Below are 15,959 nucleotides of genomic sequence, written 5' to 3' on the forward strand. Positions count from 1 at the left end.
CGGGGCCGGATCCCGGCCGCGACCGGTACCGCGGGGGCGGTTCGCTGGTCACTCACTTGCGCAGGATCAGGTCGAGGGCCTCGGCACGCGAGGCCGAGTTGGTCTGCAGAATTCCGCGGACCGCGGAGGTGGTGGTGCTGGCGCCGGGTTTGCGGATTCCGCGCATCGCCATGCACAGATGTTCGGCCTCGACCACCACGATCGCACCACGCGGATCCAGTTTCCGCATGACCGCGTCGGCGATCTGGCTGGTGAGCCGCTCCTGCACCTGGGGCCGCTTGGCGTACAGGTCCACCAGGCGCGCCAGTTTGGACAGACCGGTCACCCGGCCGTGCGGTCCGGGTATGTAGCCCACGTGGGCGACACCGTGGAAGGACACCAGGTGATGCTCGCAGGTCGAGTACATCGGGATATCGCGAACCAGGACGAGTTCCTGATGTTCTTCGTCGAACGTGGTGTTGAGGACCGCGTCCGGTTCCACGTACAGCCCCGCGAACATCTCGCGGTATGCGCGCGCGACCCGCGCGGGGGTGTCGAGCAGCCCCGGCCGGTCCGGGTTCTCACCGACGGCGAGCAGCAGGTCGCGAACCGCTGCCTCGGCCCGCGCCTGATCGAACCGTCTACCGGTCTGCAGCGCGATCAGCTCCGGTGCGGGCTCGCCGCTCTCACCCAGCTCGGCGGGGATACCGGGCTGGTGACCGTTGGTCTGCTGATCGGTCGACATTTCGAGGACACCTCCACATCTCGGGCACGGCAGTACACACCGTGCGCCGAACCCGTCCGAGCGTAATCGGCGCCGGTTTACTGCCGACCGTTCGGGCTGTCCCAGGAGTGCGATCCACCACGGCCGGGGTCCTCGCCGGAGCCGTAACCGGAATCGTCCTGACCACGATCGTAGGGCGACCCCGAGCCGTCGTTGCGGTGTTGCCCGCCGGGGTTCTGTTCGGGATGCGGTTGCCGGGACTGTTCCGGCCCGCCGCTGTAACCGCGATCGGCCGGTGGGGCCTGCGGTTCCTCGCGCGGCGGCCACCCGGGCGCCGACCAGCCGGCCGGAGCACCGTAATCGGGCCGGGAGCCGTGGGTGGCGCCCCGGGGGTAGGCGGGAGCGGGTTGCGGTGGGGCCGGGTAGCCGGTGGGCGGCTGACCGTAGCCCGGCTGGACCGCGCCTCCCGGGAAGCCCGCGGGCTGTGGCAGGCTCCCGGCGGCGGGATCGCGCGGACCCACACCGGCGGGCACGGCGGGTTGCGGGGGCCACGGCTCGCCGCGTTCGACCGCGAGCTCACCCGGGGTCTTGACCGGCGGTTTATCCGACGGCACCCGATCACCGAAATCGTTGAACGCGGTGATCCGCGGCCGTTTCTGGACCGCGCTCAGGATTGTTTCCAGATCCTTGCGGTGCAGTGTTTCGCGTTCGAGCAGGGCCATGGCCAGATCGTCGAGCACATCGCGGTACTCGCTGAGGATCGCCCACGCCTCGGTGTGCGCGGCCTCGATCAGGTTGCGGACCTCTTCATCGATGGCACCGGCGACTTCGTGCGAGTAGTCCGAGGCCGTCCCCATGGACCGGCCGAGGAAGGGATCGCCCTGTTCCTGGCCGTACCGCACGGCGCCGAGCCGGGCGCTCATCCCGTACTCGGTGACCATCGCACGCGAGATCTTGGTGGCCTGGTCGATATCGGAGGAGGCGCCGGTGGTGGGCTCGTGGAAGACCAGTTCCTCCGCCGCGCGCCCGCCCATGGCCATGACCAGCCGCGCGATCATCTCCGAGCGGGTCATCAGGCCCTTGTCGTCCTCGGGCACGGTCATCGCGTGACCGCCGGTGCGGCCGCGGGCCAGGATCGTGACCTTGTAGACCGGCTCGATATCGGGCATCGCCCAGGCCGCCAGCGCATGGCCGCCCTCGTGGTAGGCGGTGATCTTCTTCTCGTGTTCGCTGATGATCCGGCTCTTGCGGCGCGGGCCGCCGATCACCCGGTCCACCGATTCCTCGAGCGCGTCACCGGTGATGGTGGAACCGTTCTCGCGGGCGGTGAGCAGGGCGGCCTCGTTGATGACATTGGCCAGATCGGCGCCGGACATGCCCACTGTCCGTTTGGCCAGCCCGTCCAGATCGGCCTCCGCGGCGATCGGCTTGCCCTGGGAGTGGACGCGCAGGATGGCCCGGCGGCCGGCCAGATCGGGGTTGCTCACCGGGATCTGGCGGTCGAACCGGCCGGGGCGCAGCAACGCGGGGTCGAGGATATCGGGACGGTTGGTCGCGGCGATCAGGATGATGCCGGTGCGGTCACCGAACCCGTCCATCTCCACCAGCAGCTGGTTGAGGGTCTGTTCACGTTCGTCGTGACCGCCGCCGAGTCCGGCGCCGCGCTGGCGGCCGACCGCGTCGATCTCGTCGACGAAGATGATGCAGGGGCTGTTCTGTTTGGCCTGTTCGAAGAGATCGCGCACCCGGGAAGCACCGACACCGACGAACATCTCCACGAAATCGGAACCGGAGATGGTGAAGAACGGTACGCCCGCCTCGCCGGCGACAGCGCGCGCGAGCAGTGTCTTACCGGTGCCGGGCGGGCCGTAGAGCAGCACACCCTTCGGGATCTTCGCGCCCAGCGCCTGGTAACGCACCGGGTTCTGCAGGAAGTCCTTGATCTCGTAGAGCTCTTCGACCGCCTCGTCCGCACCGGCCACATCGGCGAAGGTGGTCTTGGGCATATCCTTCGACAGCTGTTTGGCCTTGGATTTCCCGAAGCCCATCATGCCGCCGCGACCGCCGCCCTGCATGCGCGACATCACGAAGATGAACAGCCCGAGCAGTAGCACCATGGGCAGTACGAACAGCAGAATCTGGGTGAGCCAGCTCTCCTGTTTCACCACCGTGTTGTAATCGGCGCCCGAATCCTGCACGGCCTTGAAGACCTGTGCCGAGGTATCGCTGCCGCCGGGATACTTGGCGATGATCTTGTCGGCGCCCTGGGTGGCGTCGTTCCCGTTCTTCAGTTCGATCCGCAGTTGTTGTTCGCGATCATCGATCTGAACGTGAGCGACGTTCTCCTTGTCGGCGAGCTGACTGAGGGCCACCGACGTGTCGACGCTCTGCCAGCCGCGGGTGTCGTTGCCGAAGTAACTGAACAGATAGATCACGAGCAGAATGCCCGCGATTATCGCCAGGGTACGAAACACTGTCTTGCGGTTCATAGAGCGTCGGCCGGGCGGCCAGTCCTTTCAGGCGTCTCCGCGTTCTTGCCTAGCGATGCGTCGATCTCGGGCGGCGCAACCCACATCCTTACCGCCCGGTGGGCGGATTCGGGTGCGGACATGCCACGTTACCGCGTACGGTCTAGTCGATACATCGCGCTTCCTGACTCGTCGCAAGCCAGAAGTTCGGCTGGTGATGCAGTTCAAGAGGTAAACGGCCGGAAAACCACGGTGGTTCCCGGGGTCGTGGACTGTGATATCTCGTACTGATCACAATCATGGCACGCATGTAGGACCGATGATGATCGCGTACGACCCGAGCGCAGGGGGTATGGACATAGTCGAGTTACGGACACCCACAGCAATCGTGCGGCACGGCGAAGGACGATTGGTCGTCCTGCGTCCCGGTGCCGACGCCGAAACCGAGAGCGACGGCGAGCGTGTTCTCGACGTCGCGGTGACCGACCTACTGGAGGTGCGACTCAGCCGGCGAGCCGACGACGCGGTGGTCATCGAGATATATCTGCGCTACCCCACCCCCGTGCTGGTCGGCGTTCCCGCCGACCGGACCCCGCTGCCGGTGCTGATCGCCGAACACGATGTCCCCGCGGCCGCGGGGATCGTCTCTCGTATCAACGACCAGATACTGGCCGCGCAGCGGATCGATATCGCCGCCCCCGAGCTGAAGGCGCCGCCCACCGAATGGACCGACCACGGTCCGGTGCGCGCGGATGTGGAACGCGCCGTACGGCGGATGTCGGCGGCCGGGCGAGGCGAATCGACCGTGGCCGATCTGGCCGGCTATCTCACCGGCGACGAATATGTGCTGGAGACCGCGAGTGTCGTCGCACACCCACCGGTGGGGGACGACGATCCCTGTCTGCTCACGGTGACCACAGCGCGGCTGCTGCTGGTCTCGCTCGGCGCGGATGAGGCATACGCCCACGAACTGCCGATTCCGATGATCATGCGGGCCCGCGCCACCGAGGAGACCGTCTCGGTGGTCGAGGACATCCGGGTGCGTAATCGCCGCCCTCTGGTGGAAGTGCACGACGGCAATACGACGATGTGCTTCACCGCACTGGACCGGGCCGATTCGGAGCGATTGGCGTGCGCGATCAATTTCGCCGTGCGCCTGGTCGCGGTGGACGGTGCGGCCGGTCCGGCCGATCCCAGCGTCGCGCATCTGTACTCGGAATGGGAACTGCTGGTCGAACGGCATTCGCTGGGAATGGTCGACGATACCCAGTTCCAGCGCTACGGCCGCGGCATCCTGCGTTCGCTGCCGGGTATCTGATCCCACGCCGCCCGGCCCGGTATCCGGGCCGGGCCGGAAACGGTCGCGCCGGACGGGCGCTACCTCGCGTTATTGCGGCCCGACCAGGCGCCGACGGGTGCGCTCGGGGGCCCAATCGGGTAGTTCGGCGACGAGATCGGCGAGCGAAGTGGCGGCCAGACTGGCCCGCCACGCCTCGTGTGCCTCGGCCATCTTCACCGCCAGGATGCACCGATCACGGCAGTCCTCGGCGGGCAGTCCACCCCGGCCCTGCTGCCGTATCTCCCGGCATTCGTAGGGCGAGGCGCCACCGTCGACCGCCTCGACGATCTGCAGGAGCGTGATCTGCCCGGCGGACCGGGCCAGCCGGAAGCCGCCCCGAGGACCCGTGGTCGCGTTGAGCAGGCCCGCCCGGACCAGTGCCTGCAATTGTTTCGCGAGGTAGGGCGCGGGCAGGTCGAAGTACTGCGCCAGCTGCGCCGCCGACGCGGTTGCCCCCGCTTCGAGCTGTGCCAGCGAGGTGGCGCAGTGCAACAGCCATTCGGTACTCACCGGTAACTTCATGCCCGTGAGTCTATCCGAGATATTGCGGATCTATTTAGTCCGAGATAATGTTCCGCGTATCCGATCGGACGAACTCCCGAGGAGCCAGGACCCATGACCATGCGAATCGCCGTCGCCGGCGCCACCGGAAACATCGGAACCCGCACCGCCGCCGCCCTGGAAGCGGCCGGCCACGAAGTCGTCCGGATCAGCCGGTCGCTCGGTGTCGATCTGCGCACCGGCGCGGGCTTGGACGCCGCACTCGCCGGAGTCGATGCCGTCGTGGACACCACCAGCGTCGAGAGCACCGACCGTACCGAGATCGTCGAATATTTCGGCTCCACCACCGGCAACCTGCTGGCCGCCGAACAGCGGGCGGGTGTCGGCCACCACGTCCTGCTCTCCATCGCCGGGATAACTCGAGTGGAGGGCAACGCGCACTACGCGGGCAAGCGTGAACAGGAACGTCTCGTGGCGCAGGGCACAGTGCCGTGGACGATCGTCCCGGCGACCCAGTTCCACGATTTCGCCGCCACGGTGACCGGCTGGACCGAACAGGACGGCGTGGCCACCCTCGCGCCGCTCCTCGTCCAACCGATCGCCCCGGCCGATGTGGCCGATATCCTCGCCGAGATCGCGACCGGCGCGCCGCAGGGCCGCTATCGCGATATCGCCGGACCGGATCCGCAGGACCTGGTGGATATGGCCCGCCGTACCAACGATGCGCGGGGGCGCGCGGTCACGCTGGTACCGACCTGGTCGGCGCTGTTCGGACCCGAGATGGCCGGAAACGCGCTGCTACCCGGCGAGGGCGCCCGGATCGCCCCGACGAGCTTCGAACAGTGGCTGGCCGAGCAGCGCTGAGCGTATCGACGGCTCGCGGCCGGACGGTCCCGAGTTACGACAGGCCGATGCGGCGCCACGGGCTGGTCGGGCGCAGCCAGAGGCGCATCAGCTCCAGGCGGCGGTCGACGCCACCGTCCTTCAGTTCGGCCAGGTCCTCGCAGGCCTGCCAGTAGGTCCAGCCGGTGAGGTAGGCATCGCCGAACTGTCGCCAGTTGCGGTATTTGCGCTGGGCCAGCGGTAGCGCCCGGCCGAGGTAGTCCCACGCCACATCGTCCTCGATATAGCCGGCGGTGTAGGACATCCGCGCGACGGCGACCACTCGGGCCAGGTCCCACGCGTGGATATCGGCGGGTAGCGGCCGGGACAGATGGTCGGTGAAACCGATCTTGATCGCCTGGGACCAGATGTCGTAGTCGCGGACCAGCGCCTCGGAGTTGTCGATCCCCCGGAACGAGGCGACCTGCCGGAGGAAGGCACGGTGCCGATCCGCGCGTTCACCGAACCGGTCCCGCTCGCTGGCGTTGAGCGAGGCCGTGACCAGCGGATGCACCAGGGCGTAGAGCGGGGCGTGCATACCCTCGAGCAGCTGTTCCATGGAGGCGCGGGCCTCGGTACCGTCGGTGATCCCCCAGGCACCGGTGAGGGTGTCGATGGCCAGCTCACGCCGGTCGCCGAGGGGATGGTCGCGTTCCGGGCCGAGCAGCAGCGCGTCGTGGAAGGCATCCCAGCGCGCCGAATAGAAGGCGCCCAGCGACAATGCGCGCAGGCGGTCGTCCTCTATCTGCGCGCCGGACCAATGGTCCTCCTCGCGCTTGTCGAGCTCCGGATAGGGGAAGGGAATCGGCGTGGGCAATCCGGCAGCAGCCATACCGTGAGTCTAGAACCAGGGACGCCCGGTGGTCCGAGCAATGTATTTTCACATTTTTTCCTTGGCCTGCCACCGGCCCTGTTCCGGGGCTAATGTGCATTCATGTGTAGAAACATCACCGTCTTGCGAGGTCTGGAACCCGCCGCTACCGAGCAGGAGATCTATGCCGCCGCACTGCAGTACGTGCGCAAAGTCGGTGGCCTGTCCGGGCTGAGTTCGGCCACCAAACCCGCAGTGGACAAAGCCGTCGCCGCCGTCGCGGCCGCCACCACCGAACTGCTCGCCGAATTACCCGACCGCCGGGTGCCCCCGGCAACCGAGCCGCCACTGCGCCGGTTGGCTCGCGAATCCCAATAGATCCCGGCGTCGGACACCGCGACCGGGCGCGGTGTCTCGCACAGTGTGTCACGATCGAGCAGGTGAGCTGATTCACAACGATCAGCCACAGCGGTTCCGAGCACGACGCAGTGGGAGAACGCAGTGACCAAAACCGAATCGGGACAACCCGAATCCACGGTGAAAACCGTGGACCCGCCCACGGACTCGGAGATCCGAGTCCTGAATCCCGCCACCGGAGAGGTGGTCGGCTCGGTACCGGATATGACGGCCGAGCAGGTCGTCGCGGCCATCGCCGAACTGCGCGAACAGCAGCGAGCATGGCAGGCCATCGGCGCCGACGAGCGCAAGGAATGGCTGCTCAGACTCCAGGACTGGATCATCGACAACACCGAGGTGCTGGCCGATGTTCTGCAGTCGGAGACAGGTAAACCGCGGGTCGATTCGCTCATCGACCCGATCTTCGGCAGTGATCTCATCGGTTACTACGCGCGGCGTGCCGCCAAATTCCTCGCCGACGAACATCCCGCCCCGCACAGTCCGCTGTCCCGGGTGAAACGGCTGACCACGGTATTCGAGCCCTATCCGGTGGTCGGCGTGATCACCCCGTGGAATTTCCCGCTGGCCATGCCCCTGCTCGATGTGATCCCGGCGCTCGCCGCCGGCGCCGCGGTGATCCTGAAACCGTCCGAGGTGACTCCCCTGTCCGCCCTCGAACTCGCCCGCGGCTGGGCCGAGATCGGCGCTCCCCCGGTGCTCGCCGTCGTCACCGGCGCGGGTGCCACCGGCGCGGCGGTGGTCGAACACGCCGACTACATCCAGTTCACCGGATCCACGGCGACCGGCCGCCGGATCGCCGCCGCCTGCGCCGCCCGGATGGTTCCCTACAGCCTGGAACTGGGCGGTAAAGATCCGGCGATCGTGCTCGCCGACGCCGATATCGACCGCGCCGCACACGGTATCGCCTTCGGCGGCATGTTCAATTCCGGGCAGGTCTGTATCTCGGTGGAGCGGGTCTACGTCGAGGAGCCCGTCTACGACGAGTTCGTCGCGAAACTGACCGCCAACGTCGAGTCCCTGCGACAGGGTCGCGACGATCGCGTACCGCGCAACGATGTGGGCGCCATGGCCAACGAGAACCAGGTCGCCATCGTCGCACGGCATATCGACGAGGCGGTGGCCGCGGGCGCGAGAGTCCTGACCGGCGGCAAACGAACCGGTGTGGGCACCTTCTTCGAACCCACCGTGCTGGTGGACGTCGATCACACCATGTCGTGTATCTCCGAGGAGACCTTCGGACCGACCCTGCCGGTGATGAAGGTGGCCGACGAGGCCGAGGCCATCCGGTTGGCCAACGACTCCGTATACGGACTGTCTGCGACAGTCTGGACCGGGGACAAAGCCCGCGGCGAGCGAGTGGCGCGGGCGCTGAACGCCGGCGCGGTCAATATCAACGATGTTTTCGCCAACCTGTTCAATTTCGCGCTCCCGATGGGCGGTTGGGGCGATTCCGGTGTCGGCGCGCGCTGGGGCGGCCCGAACGGAGTGCGCAAATACTGCCGGGCCAAGGCCATCACCACGCCGATACTGCCCACGCAGGAACGCGAACTCACCTGGATGCCCTATGACCTGAACAAGATCCTGATCGGGTTGGGCGCCATGCGCGCGGCCGGTGCGCGCGGAATGCGCCGGATCGATATCGGCGCATTGCTGCGACTCAAGGGAGACAAGGGTGAGTAGGAGCGATTCCATTCGCGGCAAGGTCGTCGTCATCACCGGTGGTGCCCGCGGTATCGGCCTGGCCAGCGCACTCGCGCTGAAGAAACTGGGTGCCGCGATCGCGATCGGTGATATCGACGAGAAGACGGTCAAGGAATCGGGTACCGATCACGATTTCGATTACTACGGCCGCCTCGACGTCACCGATACCCAGTCCTTCACCACATTCCTCGACGACGTGGAACGCGAAGTCGGGCCGATCGATGTGCTGATCAACAATGCGGGCATCATGCCCACGGGGCGTCTGGTCGACGAAACCGACCAGATCACCCGGCGGATCCTGGATATCAATGTCTACGGTGTGATCCTGGGGTCCAAGCTCGGCCTGGCCCGCATGCTCGCGCGCGGCAGCGGTCACATCATCAATATCGCCTCGCTCGCCGGTGAGACGCATATTCCAGGCCTGGCCACCTACAACGCCTCCAAGCACGCGGTGCTCGGGTTCACCGATACGCTCCGCGAGGAGTACCGGGGCACCGGAGTCTCCTTCTCGTCGGTACTGCCCACGCTGACCAATACCGACCTCGGTTCCGGGGTGGCGGCGCCCAAGGGCCTGCCCGCGGCCGAACCGGAGGATATCGCCGCGGCGGTCGTCCGGCTGATCGCCAAACCCCGGTCGAAGGCACGGGTCACCCGGGCGGCGGGTGCCATGTCGGTGTTCGTGAACCTGCTGCCGCAATCGGTGGGCGACGCACTGGGCCGATCGATGGGGTCGGCGCAGACCTTCCTCGACGATGTGGACGCCGAGAAGCGCCGGGCCTACGAGGAGCGCGTGCGGGGCGATTGAGGCCCGATCGCCGGCCGAGCGCCGTGGTCCCTCGGCGAGGGACCACGGCGCTCGCCTTTGCGCCGCCGAGACCGCACCGAAACTCTATTGTGATCAACGTCACTTGACGTGCACAGTCGAGAAAAGGTCCGCGCCCGACGCGCGGGCAGGACAACCCCCGGGAGCGATCGGCGGCCCCATCGGCCGAGGTGACGGCACACCCAGACTCAACAGCCCTACCACGACAAACGCCGAAGATTTTACGCCATATCGACCGGCGGCGGCCCGCCGTCGGCGATACGAAGAACTCATGATGCACATCACCGCGCCACCCCATAAGCTGTCACTAACAAACCTGCTGACTGTTTCAGCCCCGATATGCGGACCCACCGAACAAATTAGGGCTGGAAATTCAGCAACGATTCTGATAGCAAGGTGCTATGGACCCGCATTTGCGCGATCTGCGGTATTTCGTCGCCGTCGCCGAGGAACTGCACTTCACCAACGCCGCCCAGCGGCTGCACATTGCCCAACCGACCCTGTCGCGTCAGATCCGACAGCTGGAACGTCAGCTCGATGTGGTCCTGTTCGATCGCAACCAGCGCAGCGTCGCGCTCACGGTCGCCGGCAAGGAACTGCTCACCGGCGCCCGCAAGATCCTGGAACTCTGGGAGACCACCAACAGCTCACTCCAGGAGGCAGGCGAAGTACTGCGTGTCGGCCTCCAGTCGACGCTGGGCCGCGGGCTGCTGCACGATCTCGAGAGCGCCAGCGGCCACCGGCTGGCCCTGCACCCGGCCGCCTGGACCGACCCGTCCAGCGGGCTCGCCGGTCGACAGGCCGATCTGGCGCTCGTCTGGCTCCCGTTGCCCGACCCGAATCGCTATCGCTGGCAGGTGCTGCGCACCGAGCGCCGCTGGGTACTCCTCCCGGAGAACCATCCGCGCGCCGGACAGGAATTGATCGATTTCGCCGACCTGATCGACGAACGATTCATCGCACTGCCCGCCGAAGCCGGCGCGGTCCGCGATTTCTGGCTCGGTAACGACGCCCGCAACGGCCGCCCCGCCACCATCGGCGCGGAGGCCGCCACACCCGAGGACCGGCTCGAAGCCGTCGGGCTGGGTCTGGGCCTGTGCCTGCTAGCCGAGAACAACGTACCGATGTACCGGTGGCCCGGACTCACCGCGCGACCGGTCACCGGACTGCCGCCGTGCGAACTCGCGGTCGCCTGGCGCGCCGACGACACCCGCCCGACCATTCTCGAATTCGGTCAGCGGGCCGTCTCCGGCGGCTTCGCGGCACCGCCCGCCATTCCGGCCTGATATTCATCGAATCCAGTGGGTAGGTGGGCCTCGCCCACCTACCCACTCGCGATTCAGGCCTCTTCGCCGCCGTAGACCCGCGGATGCAGGGTGCCGATATAGGGCAGATCCCGGTACCGCTCGGCGTAGTCGAGTCCGTAACCGACGACGAACTCGTTGGGGATATCGAACCCGACATTGGCGACCTCGACCTGAGTGCGCAGCGCGTCGGGTTTACGCAGCAGCGTCACCACCTCGAGCGAGGCCGGGTTGCGGGTGGAGAGGTTACGCATCAGCCACGACAGCGTCAGACCGGAGTCGATGATGTCCTCGACGATGAGCACATTGCGACCGGCGATGTCCTTGTCCAGGTCCTTCATGATGCGCACCACGCCGGACGACGACGTGGACGATCCGTAGGACGAAACAGCCATGAACTCCATCTGAGTCGGTATCGGCAGAGCCTTCGCCAGATCCGTCATGAAGAAGATCGCGCCCTTGAGCACACCGACCAGCAGGAGATCGCCCTCCGATGCGTCGGGCGGATACCGCTTGGCGATCAATTCGGCCAGTTCGCCGACCTTCGCCGCGATTTCTTCTTCGGTGATCAGGACCGAATCGATATCGTCCCCATACACGTCAACTGGTTTCCCTTCGGATTCGGCGTTCCCGATCGGTGCGGGCAAGTGTCAGCCTGCCATGCTCGCGAATCACGACCAACCGGGTCCCCCGCTCACCGCCGCCCACCGCGACACCTCCCTGTCCGCGCCAAGCCACCACCAGCTCGTCGATTCCGCGCAGATGTGTTCCGGTCACCGCCGGTACGCCGTGGGCCAGCAGCCATGCCCGCACCGCCCGGCGGCGCACCGCGGGGGCGGCCGCCGCCAATATCTCGCACACCGGCGCACCGGCGCCGGCACGCGACAACAACTCCTCGGCGAAGGCGTCCAGAGCGGTGTTGTCGTCGCGCAACTGTTCGGCGGTCCGGGCCAGTGCGAGCGCCGCGGTACCACCGAGTACCTCCTCGAGCAGCGGCAGCACCTCGGTGCGCAGCCGTACCCTGGTGAACTCCGGCGCACTGTTGTGCGGGTCCACATAGGGATCCAGACCGAGATCGGCGCAGAACTGCCGGGTCGTATCCCGGCGGACACCCAGCAGCGGCCTGCCCCACGGACCGTCGTCCGCGGCCATTCCCTGAATGGAACGCGCACCCGACCCGCGGCCGAGACCCAGCAGCACGGTTTCGGCCTGATCGTCGAGAGTGTGGCCGAGCAGCACCGGCAACCCGGCCCGAGCGCCGGCCAGTGCCGCGTAGCGCGCCGTGCGCGCGGCAGCCTCCATCCCGCCGGGCCCGGACACCTCGACGGGCAACACCCGCGCCGTGCGGCAGCCGAGCGAACGTGCCGTAGCCGCCGCCTCGGCCGCCACGGCGTCCGACCCCGCCTGCAACCGATGATCCACGACGAGCGCGTGCACTTCCGCGGATTCGGCGAGCGCGGCACCGGTGAGCGCCAGCGAATCCGCGCCGCCCGACAACGCCACGGCCACCCGCCCGTCCGCGGGCCCGTATCCGCTCAGCCACGCCCGCACCGCATGCCGCACACCCAATACCGCGGGTGTCTCCGGTAACCGGATCGGCCGCGCTCCGGCGGGACGCACCGCTCAGTCCAGGACCCGGGCGATCCAGCGCCGCGGTTCGTCGATCTCGTCGGTCCGCGGCAACGTATCCGCGTCGGTCCACACCACGTTGAACCGCTCCATCCCGACGGTCCCCACCACCTCGTCGACGAAAGCCTTTCCGCGCACGTACTGCGCCACCTTCGCATCGATACCCAGCAGTGCCCGCAGCAGGCGCTGCACCGGGTTCGCGGGACGGGTACGGCGTCTGTCGAACGCCGCCCGGATCTGCTCGACCGACGGCACCACGCTCGGCCCCACCGCGTCCATCACATGATCGGCATGCCCCTCCAGCAGGGTGCCCAGCAGCAACAGCCGGTCCAGCGCCGCACGCTGTTCCGGCGGCTGGGTCGCCCGCAGCAGGCCCACCACACCACGGGTCGCGGGATCGTCGGAGGCCTGACCGCTGCGCCGAAGTTTCAATTCGGCGAGCAACCGGGACAGCATCTCGGTGGTCGCCTCGTCACCGATCTCGCCGAGCACCTCGACGTTCTCCCGCATGTACCCCGCCAACCAGGGCGAGGCCGAGAACTGGACCCGGTGGCAGACCTCGTGCAGGCAGACCCAGAGCCGGAAATCGCTGGGCGCGACACCCAGCACCCGCTCGACCCCGACGATATTCGGGGCCACCAGCAGCAGCGTCCCGTCGGGACCGGTGAACGGGTCGTACTGACCCAGAATCGCGGTGGACAGGAATGCCAGCATCGCACCGACCTGCACCCCGGCCGGTTTACCGGTCAGCAGGCCCGACTCCGCCCCGGTGCCGGTACCGGTCAGCTGGGCCATGGAATCGGCCGCCGCCGCGATCCAGCCCGGCCGGTCGACGATCCGGGCCGCGGGAACGGGCTGATCGTCGAGCAGACCGGTCACCGCCCGGACGGGCCCCTCGGCACGGACCGATGCCTCGACGAGTTCGGCCACCGCCTGCTCGGCGAGCGGACGCGGAGTCCGCGGACCGGCCGGTACCAGCGCGGCTCCGGTGCGGGCCGCCCAGCGCCAGTCCACCGACCCCGAGAATGTGCGTCGCTCGTCCTCGGATCCACCGGCCTCGGACAATGTCCGGGCGCCGGGCCCGTCGGGTCCTTGTCGAATCGTCATGCGCCCTCCAGCCGTCAGGAACATCCACAGTTGCGCAACGTGGCCGCGACGGCGTCCAGCGCGGGCCGGCTGACCTCCGGCGGCCGATCGCTCGACATCAGCGTGAAGGTCAGCACCCGGCCGTCACGATCCAGCACGTAACCAGCCAACGTACTGGCCACCGACAATGTTCCGGTCTTCGCGCGCACCCACCCGGCACCGGACTGGTTCTGCGTGACATACCGGCTGCTCAGCGAGCCGGTACCGCCCGCGACCGGCAAATAGTCCAGCATCGGCACCAAACGGCTCGACAGCGTATCGACGGCATTGCCGGGCTGGGCCTGCGCACCCGCGCCCAGCGGCGGTACGAACGGGGCGGGCGCGGTGGTGGTCGTCTCGGTTTCGGGTTCGGGCCCGGCCGCGGTGTCGATGATCTGGTTCAGCAGCCGAGCCGGGATGCGGTCGTCCACCGAGAGCCCGCTGCAATCGAACATGGTCACACCGGTCATATCGAAGTTGTGTTCGGCGAGCACCGCCGCCACCGCGGCCGCCGCCCCCTCGAACGACATCGGCCGCCCGGTGGCCTGCGCGACCTCCCGGCCGATGGTCTCGGCCAGCACATTGTCCGAGTACACCATCATGTCGCGCAGCCGGTCCCGCAGTGGCGCCGAAGCGACCTCACCCAGCCGTTTGGTGCCCTGCGGCGCGGTGCCGAGACGGACCGCGGCGGGGTCGAGACCGAGTTCGGTGGCCAGCCGCCGGCCCACGTCCAACGCCGGCGTCCCCGACCGCGGCGAGTACTCACCGGCCGGATCGAGCCGGCCGCCGTCGAGCATCACCGGTTCGAGCGGCGCGATGGAACCGCCGGGAATATCGATCGGATCCCAGCCGCGCGCCATGGTCTCGCCCGAATACACGGAGGCGTCCACCACGACCGTATCGGCCCGGACGTCGGCATTACGCAACTGATCGGCCAGATCCAGCAGACTCCCGGCACCCGGGTAGTAGCCCTCGCCGCCCGGCTGCGCGGTCAGCGTGGGATCGCCCGCTGCCCGCAGGACGATCTCGTTCGGCGCCGAACCGGCCACGACGGTCGTCTGCACCCGCTGATCGGCGGGCAGGGTCAGCAGCGCCGCGGCGGCGGTCATGATCTTGGCAGTGGACGACGGCACCCGCGGTTCGTCGGCGCGCTCACTCCACAGAACGGTTCCGGTCGCGGCATCGGTCACCGATCCGGCGAAACCACCCAGATCGGGGCTCGCGACCACCGGACCGAGAGCCGCGGCGATACCCGCCGTGCTCGGCGCCGGCGCGGTATCCGGGGCCGGCGCCACATGCGGGGAAACAGTCACCGGAGCAGGAGGCGCGGCGATGGTGAGGCCACCGTGCCGGAACTCCGGCGTCCACGGTTTCAGAATCACGGCGGTCACCGCCGCCGCACCGGCCAGCACCGCCAGCACGATGATCAGCCATGTCCGTACGCCGCGGCGCCGGCGCGAGGCCGAACCATTCATACCGCTGCCGCCCTGCACCACCACGTTGCCCGTCTTCTCCCTTGTCCCCAGCTATCACACCCGAGCCCCCGCTGAACCCATGTGCCCGCCGACAACAATATCGGTGTTCGGCTACCGTTCTCGGCGAACAACCGGGTGCGGCGGCGAGGCCGGCACCACGGCGCAACGTGAGAGCAGCGGAAGGAGCTGGCGTGGAGTTCGACGTCACCATCGAGATCCCCAAGGGTTCGCGCAACAAATACGAGGTCGATCACGAAACCGGACGGGTCCGCCTCGACCGGTTCCTGTTCACCTCTATGGCCTACCCGGCCGACTACGGCTACATCGAGAACACTCTCGGAGAGGACGGCGACCCGCTGGACGCGCTCGTCCTGCTGCCCGATTCGGTGTTCCCGGGCGTGATCGTAGAAGCCCGCCCGGTCGCCATGTACAAGATGACCGACGAGGCGGGCGGGGACGACAAGATCCTCTGCGTCCCGGCCGGCGACCCGCGCTGGGACCACATCCAGGACCTCGCCGATGTCCCGGAGTTCGAACTGGCCGCGATCAAGCACTTCTTCGAGCGGTACAAGGACCTGGAGCCGGGCAAATTCGTCAAGGGTTCGGAATGGGTGGGCCGGGCGGAAGCCGAGGTCGAGATCCAGGCTTCGTTCAAACGCCTGGAGGAACAGGGGCACTGAGTTTTCGGCGCCGCCTTCGGCGGCGCGGGGTTGAGGCCCCCTGGTGTCCCGCCGTTCAGGCCTCGAGACTCGCGCCTTCGGCGCATGCGCTTCGAGGCCTG

General features: G+C 67.8%; 15 protein-coding genes. 7 read left to right on the top strand and 8 right to left on the bottom strand.

Going from position 1 to position 15,959, the window contains the following annotated elements; translation table 11 throughout:
* Window positions 1–52: 52 nt before the first annotated feature.
* Together folE and ftsH are read right to left on the bottom strand one after the other, a co-directional pair.
* Window positions 53–724 (bottom strand): GTP cyclohydrolase I FolE, encoded by a 672-nt coding sequence (gene folE / locus ACWEWT_RS34640; RefSeq protein WP_452565081.1) that lies wholly within the window; start codon window positions 722–724, stop codon window positions 53–55.
* Window positions 725–801: 77 nt separating this feature from the next.
* A complete protein-coding gene (gene ftsH, locus ACWEWT_RS34645) occupies window positions 802–3,192 on the bottom strand; it encodes an ATP-dependent zinc metalloprotease FtsH (RefSeq protein WP_452565082.1) in 2,391 nt (796 codons plus the stop codon).
* A gap of 331 nt (window positions 3,193–3,523) precedes the next feature.
* Between ftsH and ACWEWT_RS34650 the strand changes: the two genes are divergently transcribed.
* Complete coding sequence (locus ACWEWT_RS34650) at window positions 3,524–4,489, top strand: hypothetical protein (protein ID WP_452565084.1); 966 nt, start codon at window positions 3,524–3,526, stop codon at window positions 4,487–4,489.
* Window positions 4,490–4,558: 69 nt separating this feature from the next.
* Here ACWEWT_RS34650 and ACWEWT_RS34655 read toward each other — a convergent pair whose 3' ends face one another.
* Window positions 4,559–5,032 carry an RrF2 family transcriptional regulator gene (locus ACWEWT_RS34655; RefSeq protein WP_452565085.1) on the bottom strand — a complete coding sequence of 158 codons (474 nt, stop codon included), beginning with the start codon at window positions 5,030–5,032 and terminating at the stop codon, window positions 4,559–4,561.
* 93 nt (window positions 5,033–5,125) lie between these two features.
* Between ACWEWT_RS34655 and ACWEWT_RS34660 the strand changes: the two genes are divergently transcribed.
* Complete coding sequence (locus ACWEWT_RS34660) at window positions 5,126–5,875, top strand: SDR family oxidoreductase (protein WP_452565086.1); 750 nt, start codon at window positions 5,126–5,128, stop codon at window positions 5,873–5,875.
* Window positions 5,876–5,909: 34 nt separating this feature from the next.
* Here the strand turns inward: ACWEWT_RS34660 and ACWEWT_RS34665 are convergent, their stop codons facing one another.
* Entirely contained in the window at window positions 5,910–6,725 is an 816-nt protein-coding gene (locus ACWEWT_RS34665) for a DUF1266 domain-containing protein (protein ID WP_452565087.1), read from the bottom strand.
* Window positions 6,726–6,827: 102 nt separating this feature from the next.
* Here ACWEWT_RS34665 and ACWEWT_RS34670 point away from each other — a divergent pair, with 102 nt between their 5' ends.
* The 4 genes from ACWEWT_RS34670 (at window position 6,828) to ACWEWT_RS34685 (ending at window position 10,931) form a co-directional block, all read left to right on the top strand.
* Window positions 6,828–7,082 (top strand): DUF2277 domain-containing protein, encoded by a 255-nt coding sequence (locus ACWEWT_RS34670; RefSeq protein WP_030524159.1) that lies wholly within the window; start codon window positions 6,828–6,830, stop codon window positions 7,080–7,082.
* 123 nt (window positions 7,083–7,205) lie between these two features.
* Complete coding sequence (locus tag ACWEWT_RS34675; RefSeq protein ID WP_452565088.1) at window positions 7,206–8,801, top strand: aldehyde dehydrogenase family protein; 1,596 nt, start codon at window positions 7,206–7,208, stop codon at window positions 8,799–8,801.
* A complete protein-coding gene (locus ACWEWT_RS34680; protein ID WP_452565090.1) occupies window positions 8,794–9,627 on the top strand; it encodes an SDR family oxidoreductase in 834 nt (277 codons plus the stop codon). Before ACWEWT_RS34675 ends, ACWEWT_RS34680 begins: the two co-directional genes overlap by 8 nt.
* A 419-nt stretch (window positions 9,628–10,046) precedes the next feature.
* On the top strand, window positions 10,047–10,931 hold the full coding sequence (locus tag ACWEWT_RS34685) for a LysR family transcriptional regulator (protein ID WP_452565091.1): 885 nt from the start codon (window positions 10,047–10,049) through the stop codon (window positions 10,929–10,931).
* A 53-nt stretch (window positions 10,932–10,984) separates the two neighbouring features.
* On the opposite strand, the gene hpt is transcribed toward ACWEWT_RS34685, so the two are convergent.
* The 4 genes from hpt to ACWEWT_RS34705 are packed head-to-tail and all read right to left on the bottom strand — an operon-like array spanning window position 10,985 to window position 15,178.
* Window positions 10,985–11,548, bottom strand: coding sequence for a hypoxanthine phosphoribosyltransferase (hpt, locus tag ACWEWT_RS34690; protein WP_452565093.1), 564 nt, complete (start codon window positions 11,546–11,548; stop codon window positions 10,985–10,987).
* Window position 11,549: 1 nt separating this feature from the next.
* Window positions 11,550–12,569, bottom strand: a complete 1,020-nt coding sequence (gene tilS, locus ACWEWT_RS34695; RefSeq protein WP_452565094.1) for a tRNA lysidine(34) synthetase TilS — start codon at window positions 12,567–12,569, stop codon at window positions 11,550–11,552.
* A gap of 3 nt (window positions 12,570–12,572) precedes the next feature.
* Entirely contained in the window at window positions 12,573–13,685 is a 1,113-nt protein-coding gene (locus ACWEWT_RS34700) for a zinc-dependent metalloprotease (protein WP_452565096.1), read from the bottom strand.
* A 14-nt stretch (window positions 13,686–13,699) separates the two neighbouring features.
* The gene (locus tag ACWEWT_RS34705; RefSeq protein WP_452565106.1) at window positions 13,700–15,178 is read right to left on the bottom strand and encodes a D-alanyl-D-alanine carboxypeptidase/D-alanyl-D-alanine-endopeptidase; all 1,479 of its coding nucleotides are present in this window, start codon (window positions 15,176–15,178) and stop codon (window positions 13,700–13,702) included.
* A 191-nt stretch (window positions 15,179–15,369) separates the two neighbouring features.
* On the opposite strand from ACWEWT_RS34705, the gene ACWEWT_RS34710 reads away from it, so the two are divergent.
* On the top strand, window positions 15,370–15,858 hold the full coding sequence (locus tag ACWEWT_RS34710; protein WP_452565097.1) for an inorganic diphosphatase: 489 nt from the start codon (window positions 15,370–15,372) through the stop codon (window positions 15,856–15,858).
* Window positions 15,859–15,959: the final 101 nt, after the last annotated feature.

The sequence above is a fragment of the Nocardia sp. NPDC003963 genome (assembly GCF_053605105.1).